4 protein-coding genes are annotated in these 5,296 nt (G+C 39.9%); 1 reads left to right on the top strand and 3 read right to left on the bottom strand.

Annotated features, from left to right (window positions below; genetic code table 11):
- Window positions 1–49: 49 nt before the first annotated feature.
- Both hmpA and BFU02S_RS14670 read right to left on the bottom strand, forming a co-directional pair.
- Window positions 50–1,348, bottom strand: coding sequence for an NO-inducible flavohemoprotein (gene hmpA / locus BFU02S_RS14675; protein ID WP_439951018.1), 1,299 nt, complete (start codon window positions 1,346–1,348; stop codon window positions 50–52).
- 92 nt (window positions 1,349–1,440) lie between these two features.
- A complete protein-coding gene (locus BFU02S_RS14670; protein WP_066372224.1) occupies window positions 1,441–2,157 on the bottom strand; it encodes a YwaF family protein in 717 nt (238 codons plus the stop codon).
- A gap of 234 nt (window positions 2,158–2,391) precedes the next feature.
- Here BFU02S_RS14670 and BFU02S_RS14665 point away from each other — a divergent pair, with 234 nt between their 5' ends.
- Window positions 2,392–4,317: a S53 family peptidase gene (locus BFU02S_RS14665; RefSeq protein ID WP_066372221.1), complete on the top strand. Its 1,926-nt coding sequence runs from the start codon at window positions 2,392–2,394 to the stop codon at window positions 4,315–4,317.
- A 65-nt stretch (window positions 4,318–4,382) separates the two neighbouring features.
- Here the strand turns inward: BFU02S_RS14665 and BFU02S_RS14660 are convergent, their stop codons facing one another.
- Window positions 4,383–5,186: a COG4705 family protein gene (locus BFU02S_RS14660; RefSeq protein WP_066372229.1), complete on the bottom strand. Its 804-nt coding sequence runs from the start codon at window positions 5,184–5,186 to the stop codon at window positions 4,383–4,385.
- Window positions 5,187–5,296 lie beyond the last annotated feature (110 nt).

The raw sequence follows: 5,296 nt of genomic DNA, 5'->3' as shown, positions 1-5,296 counted from the left end.
CCCCTTATCACAATATATTGATGTATTACAAAAAACTTACTCCGCAATTTTAAACAGTAACCAATTCTCTTTGCTCAGGCTCTTCCAGACTGTCTGCTGGTCCAAAAAATTCGAAATGAATGCGGTTCTCATCTACACCCAAATCTTTTAAGGCTCGGTTTATGGCTCTCATAAATGGAATTGGTCCACAGAAATAAAAGTCTGCATTCTCAACAGGTACATTTTTTTCAAGCCATTCCTTTGTAACATAGCCTTCTACGTCAAATCGATTAGTAAGACGGTCTTCGTCAGTTGGTGAATCATAAAATACATAGGCAGTTATATTTTCACGCGTTGTCAACGCTTCTACCTCTTCCCTTAAAGCATGTACACTTCCATTTACGGCTGCGTGAATAAAGATAACATTTCGTTCAGGCTGGACATCTGCCACTGTTTTTAACATACTAACCATCGGAGTCAAGCCAACACCACCGCTTAATAACACAATAGGAGTGTCAAGATTCGTATCTAGTACAAAGTCTCCTGCTGGTGCACTTACGAGGAGTATATCTCCTTCTTTCACTTCATCATGAAGATAATTAGAAACCTTTCCATCGGGATTGGATGTGCCAGCTTCCCGCTTTACGCTTATACGGTAATAGTCTTTTCCGGGGGCATCCGATAAACTATATTGACGGATATGCGTATATTTCTCCCCAGCTATTTCTAGTTTAATACTAATATATTGCCCGGGAAGGAAAGTCGCTAGTTCTTTTCCATCTTCTGGTTTTAAATAGAAGGAAGTGATCACGTCACTTTCTTTCACCTTACGATCGACTACAAAGCTGCGGAATCCTCCCCATCCGCCAGGCTGGCTGGCCGCTTCTTTATACATTTCAGCCTCTACATTGATAAACACATTGGCGATTTCGTTATATGCCTTTTTCCATGCCTCAATCACTTCATCGGTAGCCGCATCTCCAAGGACATCCTTAATTGCTAAAATAAGATGTTTTCCGACGATTGGATACTGTTCCGGCTTAATACCAAGGCTTCGATGTTTGTGGCCGATTTGTTTAACCACCGGAAGAATGGCTTCAAGGTTGTCAATATACTTTGCTGCTGCATAAACAGCTCCTGCAAGGGCCTTTTGCTGTCTTCTCTGTTTTTGGTTTGCATGGTTAAAAATATTTAATAATTCAGGATGGTTGCCAAACATTAATTGATAAAATCGAGTAGTAATGGCTTCACCGTGTTCCTCCAATACAGGTACTGTTGATTTAACAATATCAATGGTCATTTGATCTAGCATTATAAAACACTCCCTTTTGAGTAAACAATCTTTATATCGTGATTTTAATAAATAAATAAAATTAAGTATGTGATTTATATCACATACTTAATTATCCAGATAATTCAATTATTTAAGACCATTCTTTAACTGCAAAAAAACGCTTTTAACTAAGCGTTCTTTTTGATCCAAAATGGACTATATAGAATATAAAAACTAAAAATCATCACGATCTCCATTGAGATAAGATACCACGGCCATGATCCAAGGTAATTTAAAATGCTATTCATTCCTGCTTTTTTCATAATATACAAATAGTTTGAATCCAGCCATTTATTAATCACAAAGACAAAAATCCCGTATAGATTAACGATCAGAATGGTTACCCACATAGAACGAAAAGTCGGTCGATAATTGAAAGCTGCGACCATAAACAAACAAGCCAGTACTACCCCTCCATGAGAAATAAAGGATTGAAAATAAAGAAAGTGCGGGAACGAAAAATGTTGAAGATCCGGTGTCAATATAGCCTGGATGGCGCTTCCCAACCCCGCGAAATACATAAATTGAAAAATTCGATTACTTTTTGAAAGAAGCATCACAACAGCAAGAAGAGCGGCAAGATCACTTAGATGAAGCGGCAATGCCGTCTTTACTAACCAAGCATGCTCATATACTAGCCAAACATGATACAAAACATTATCGACCAAGATGATCACTGCCATAGTAATACGAAAAACTTTGCGTTTCCCCTCCTCCTTCCACTTATTTTTAAAAACAAAAGGGAAAACACAGAGAATAAATAGAATGGCGAGCGTGATAAGATGATCGAGTGAAAATGGGCGAAATAAGGCAAGTTTAGAATGATATTGAAAATATGCTTTCATTTTATTAACCCCGTTAAATACTGATTATTAGAAGATTTCTTAGTATGGGGTAGGCCTTATTAAATCTATACATGTCCGATAACTTGATTTCAAATAATAGTTTGTTAGAAAACCAAGAAAAATGCGGTCAAAAAATACAGAATATTATTTATTGTCATTTTTTCATTTATATAACATAATTGGTTTTGTACAAGTACTTCGTAATCCTAATTGAATTAGAAAGAAGGGAAATGGGTGAAAAACTTTTGGAAAAAACTCTCTGCCGTATCCACGATTTCTTCGATGATTTTACTTACAGCCGGACCTTCACTAACAAATGCAGCGGAAACACAGAAAGTAGCAGTTCAACAAGGAGTAAATCAGCAAGTTTTACAAAATGCAAGTGTGTTTGGCGACCTGCCGGGTGATACACCAGTAACTGTTGATATTGTCATGAAAATTAAAAACAAGGAAAAACTCACCAGATTTATTACTGATTCAACAACACCGGGTAATAAAACCTACCGCCACTACCTTTCCGTTGATCAATTTAGCAAAAGTTACGGAGTAAACCCGGAATTAATTAAACAAGCAACGAACTACCTAAATTCATTTGGGATCCAAACAAAAGTATATCCAAACAATTTGATTATAACGGCAACTGGAACAGCAGACCAATTTAATAAGGCATTCTCCATTACCTTAAAGAGGGAAAAATACAAAGGGAAAACTTTCCACGGAACAAAAGATACCCCAAAATTACCAGCAAGTTTTGGAAAAGATATTCTTTGTATTTTAGGGTTAAGCAACTATTCAAACTTATCATCGCGTGCAGTCAAGCAGCCTGCTCCTTTAACAGATAATGGAACTACTCCAACAGGGCCGCTCAGTCTCATACCGTCGGATTTAATCAAACGATATAATGTCCAGCCGCTATTTGACAAAGGTGCAAATGGCGCAGGACAAACTATAGGGATTGTTACCCTTGCTGAATTTAATCCTGAAGATGCCTATTCATTCTGGCAGGGTGCAGGAATTAACGTCAAACCAAACCGTATTACCAAAACAGATGTTGATGGCGGTTCCGGCTGGGATGGCTATGATGAGACTACTCTTGATGTCGAGCAATCAGGCGCTTTAGCCCCGCAGGCCGATATTAATGTGTACATTGGTCCTAATTCGGACACAGGTTTTACGAATGCGTTTGCACAGGCAATCAATGAAAATAAAGCCCAGCAAATCTCTGTCAGCTGGGGTGAAAGTGAACCAGCAATCAATTATTTCGTCCAGCAGCAACAGGAAACACCAGAATACGCCGAGGTATTTAACCAGTTGTTTATGCAGGCGGCAGCCCAAGGGATATCCATGTTTGCTGCAGCTGGTGACGAAGGAGCTTATGATGCTGCAAGGGAGTTCGGGCTGAGCTCGGGCATTCCAAACGCCGCATCCCTATCCGTTGATAATCCAGCGGACAGTCCTTTTGTTACAGCAGCTGGCGGGACAACATTACCATTCCACTTCCACAATAGTACTTACAATATGGATATAAGCAATAACCAAGAACGGGCATGGGGCTGGGATTATCTTTACCAATATTTTGATGCTCGTGGGTTAAACAATCCTTCTGGCTGGGGTGACAGATACCTTGCTGGCGGTGGCGGAGGCTTCAGCCAATTCTTTGCGACCCCTAATTACCAGCTTGGAGTACCAGGAGTGAATAGATTTACTGCGGTAAAACAATGGACACCGAATAGTGATCAGTCCTCCTTAACCCGAGATACAGCACCAACCATTATAACCGGAACTGGAAAAGGAAGAAACTTGCCTGACCTAGCGATGAATGCTGATCCATATACTGGATATCAAGTATGGTTCAGCGATCCAGCCAAACCAGGTTCGAATTTTAGCTCTGCCACTTATGGAGGAACTTCCTTTGTTGCTCCACAATTATGTGGACTTTCCGCATTAATTAATAGCGCTGACCACACCCAAGTCGGTTTTTGGAATACGCAAATTTATCGTTTTGCCCTGCAAGAAGATTCACCATTTCATCCATTAAATACAACGGGTGCTACAAACGATAATGGTTTCTATACGGGAACTCCTGGAACTGTTTATAACCAAGCCACGGGACTTGGAACTCCGGATATTGCGGCACTAGCTAAGAAATTTTTAAAATAGCAGTAAAGGCCGGCCCCATCAGTCAATTTGATAGGGACGGCCTTTTTATACACCTTTAATAATATTTATGCTTCCAAACGCATTTGCGTCACACGATCATCTTTTATATCTTTACGAGTTACGGTTAAGTAACCTACAAGGAGAATAATCATGATTGTTAAAATAAGGCTGACCATCCCTTCACCAAGCCCTACTCCGCCGCGGCTGCCTGGGATTGAAATCCAGTCTGAAAATGAAGCCCCTACCGGGCGGGTCATGATATAGGCAAACCAGAAAGCCAAGACCTCGTTTAAACCAAACAACCAAAAACCTACAGCTGGAACCGCCAGCAAAACGGCAAACAACACTCCTGAAGAGAAATACCCCAGGTTCAGTGTGGAGGCAGTCATATCTCCCGCAGCAGTTCCGAGAGCAAACGTTCCAAATACAGTGCACCAATAAAAAATCTCCCGGCGAACCGTATAAATACTGTGAATGGAAAGGGTCCTCTCAAACGCGTACCAAATTCCCAAAATAACACCAAGTGCAACCACAAAAAATATCGTTGATGCAAGATACGGGATGCCTAAAACAACATGTATAATATCTGCAGCCATAGTACCAAATATACTAACCATAACAACAACTAACCAATAGATCCATGCTACGTAACGCCGGGCCAGAAACTGCAATGCTAAAGAGACAACCAATCCAAGCCCGCCAAGAGCCACCGCAATGAATGGATTGATCGTTTTCACCAGATAATCAGAGAATACCTCCCCCATTCCGGTAGTGAGCACTTTAGTAATCCAGAAGTAAACTGTTATTTCCGGAACTTTTGAAAAAAATCCTCTTGCATATTCCTTCGTAAGTGATTTGTGCTTTTCCATACGCAAAATCTATCCTTCCAACATTTTATTCTTAATTAAAAATGCAATAAAATCATGGTACACTGAAAACAACTAGTATTTATTAAATTAAAATAAACATTATATTAACC

It is taken from the genome of Neobacillus fumarioli NBRC 102428, from assembly GCF_001591485.1.
Lineage (GTDB): Bacteria > Bacillota > Bacilli > Bacillales > Cytobacillaceae > Neobacillus > Neobacillus fumarioli.
The sequence above is the reverse complement of the archived record's forward strand: the minus strand, read 5'-3'. Positions and strand labels throughout refer to the sequence as shown.